Origin of the sequence: Streptacidiphilus monticola (genome assembly GCF_042658505.1) — a bacterium.
GTDB lineage: Bacteria > Actinomycetota > Actinomycetes > Streptomycetales > Streptomycetaceae > Streptacidiphilus > Streptacidiphilus monticola.
This window is the reverse complement of the sequence record NZ_JBHSQJ010000048.1, coordinates 348-2,575: the sequence shown is the minus strand read 5'-3', so window position 1 is coordinate 2,575 and position 2,228 is coordinate 348. Positions and strand designations below refer to the sequence as shown.

1 protein-coding gene is annotated in these 2,228 nt (G+C 75.4%); it reads right to left on the bottom strand.

The annotated features are described in order from the left end of the window. Positions 1-2,130: bifunctional [glutamine synthetase] adenylyltransferase/[glutamine synthetase]-adenylyl-L-tyrosine phosphorylase (locus ACFP3V_RS12475; protein WP_380583032.1), on the bottom strand; the 2,130-nt coding region annotated here is incomplete at its 3' end. Between the last annotated feature and the right edge of the window lie 98 nt (positions 2,131-2,228).

The window sequence follows — 2,228 nt, the reverse complement described above, 5'->3', positions numbered from 1 at the left end:
CAGCACCTCGGCGGTCTCCGCCGCCGCGACGACGTCCTGCAGGGTGCCCCGCAGCGTGGCCGTCGCGATGGCGGTCAGCTCCTCGCCGACCTCGGTCACGTCCGGCAGCCTTCCCAGCACGTCCGCCGCGGACGTCCGGAACAGTTCCCGGCGGCGAACCGACCGCGCCGCGGCGACCGCTGACGGGGCGTCATCCGCGCGCCCGACCGCGGCCGCGATCTCCCGGTCGAGCACCTGCCCGGGGCGCGGCACCAGTCCGTCGCTGTCACCGAGCAGTTTGACCGCCTCGGGCGCGCGCAGCAGCAGGTCGGGGGCGAGCCGCCCGGAGGACAGCACCCGGGCCAACTGCTCGGCGGCCGCGCCCTCGTCGCGCAGCAGCCGCAGGTACCAGGGGGTGGCGCCGAGGCTGTCGGAGACCTTGCGGAAGTTGAGCAGTCCGGCGTCCGGGTCGGCCGAGTCGGCGAACCAGCCGAGCATCACCGGCAGCAGCGTCCGCTGCAGCGCGGCCCGGCGGCTGACGCCCGTCGTCAGCGCCTGGAGGTGCCGGAAGGCGTCGGCGGGCTCGCGGTAGCCGAGGGCGGCGAGCCGGGCGTGGGCGGCGTCCTGGCTGAGGCCGTCGGGCACGGCGAGGCCCGCCTCGGCGGCGTCCAGGCGGGCGACCGCGTCCAGCAGCGGACGGTAGAACAGCTTCTCGTGCAGCCGCCGGACCTCGCGGGCGTGCCGCCGCCACTCCGCCGTCAGCTCGGCCACCGGGTCGGTGCGCAGGCCCAAGGAGCGGCCCAGCCGCCGCAGTTCGGCCTCGTCGGTGGGGACCAGATGGGTGCGGCGGAGCCGGAACAGCTGGATGCGGTGCTCCAGCGTGCGCAGGAACCGGTAGGCGCTGTCCAGCGCGGCGGCGTCGGCGCGGCCGACGTAGCCGCCCGCGGACAGGTCGGCCAGCGCGGTGAGCGTGGTGGCGCTGTGCAGGGACGGGTTGTTGCGCCCGTGGACGAGTTGGAGCAGCTGCACGGAGAACTCCACGTCCCGCAGTCCGCCCGGACCCAGCTTCAGCTCACGGTCCACCTCGGCGGCGGGAATGGCCTCGATCACCCGGCGGCGCATGTGCTGCACGTCGGCCACGAAGTTGTCGCGCTCGCTCGCCTGCCACACCAGCGGGGTCACGGCGTCCAGGTATGCCTGCCCCAACTCGGCGTCCCCGGCGACGGGTCGGGCCTTCAGCAGGGCCTGGAACTCCCAGGTCTTGGCCCACCGCTGGTAGTACGCGAGGTGGCTGGCGAGCGTCCGCACCAGCGGACCGTTCTTGCCCTCGGGCCTCAGGTTGGCGTCCACCGGCCAGATGGTGCCCTCGCGGGTGGGGTCGGAGCACAGCCGCATCAACCGGGAGGCGAGCCGGGTCGCGGCCTGCAGTGCCTTGTGGTCCTCGACGCCCTCGCGGGGCTCCGCGACGAAGACGACGTCCACGTCCGAGACGTAGTTGAGTTCGCGTCCGCCGCACTTGCCCATGGCGATGACGGCGAGCCTCGCGGCGCGGGCGGCGTCGGGCTCCTCCTCCGCGGCGATGTCGAGGGCCGCCTGGAGCACCGCCCCCGCCAGGTCGGCGAGTTCGGCCGCCGTCTGCGCGAGGTCGGCGGTGCCGGTGAGGTCCCGGGCCGCGATGCCGAGCAGCAGCCGCCGGTAGCCGGAGCGCAGCGCGTCCGCGCGGGGCAGGTCGGCGCGCTCCTCCCAGATGTGCCGGTAGAGGCGGCGGACGAACTCCTCCGGGCCGGGGTGGATGTCGCGCAGCTCGAAGGTGACCAGCGCGTGCCAGTCCTCGGGGTGCCGGGCCAGGTGCTCCCCGAGTGCCGCGCTCGCGCCGAGCACCGACAGCAGGCGGTCGCGCAGCGGCTTGGCGGTGGTCAGCGTGTCCAGCAGGCGGTGCTGCTCGCCCGGCGGCAGCGCCCGGACCAGCCCGTCGAGGCCGCGCAGCGCGAGGTCCGGATCGGCGGTGGCGGCGAGGGCGTCGAGCAGCACGCTGTCGCTCGCGTGCGCGGCGAGCGGCGGCTCACCGAGAAGGCGCAGGGCGTGCTCGGGGTCGGTGAAACCCCGGCGCACGAGCCTCGCCGCCGGGTTGCTGCGCCGTGCGCCCTCCACGCTGTCGTCCCCCTCCTGGTCCGGTCGACTGGCCCAACGGCTCCGAGCGTACGTGCAGCCTCCCACGCACGTCCCGGTCCCACACCCGGCCGGGACGG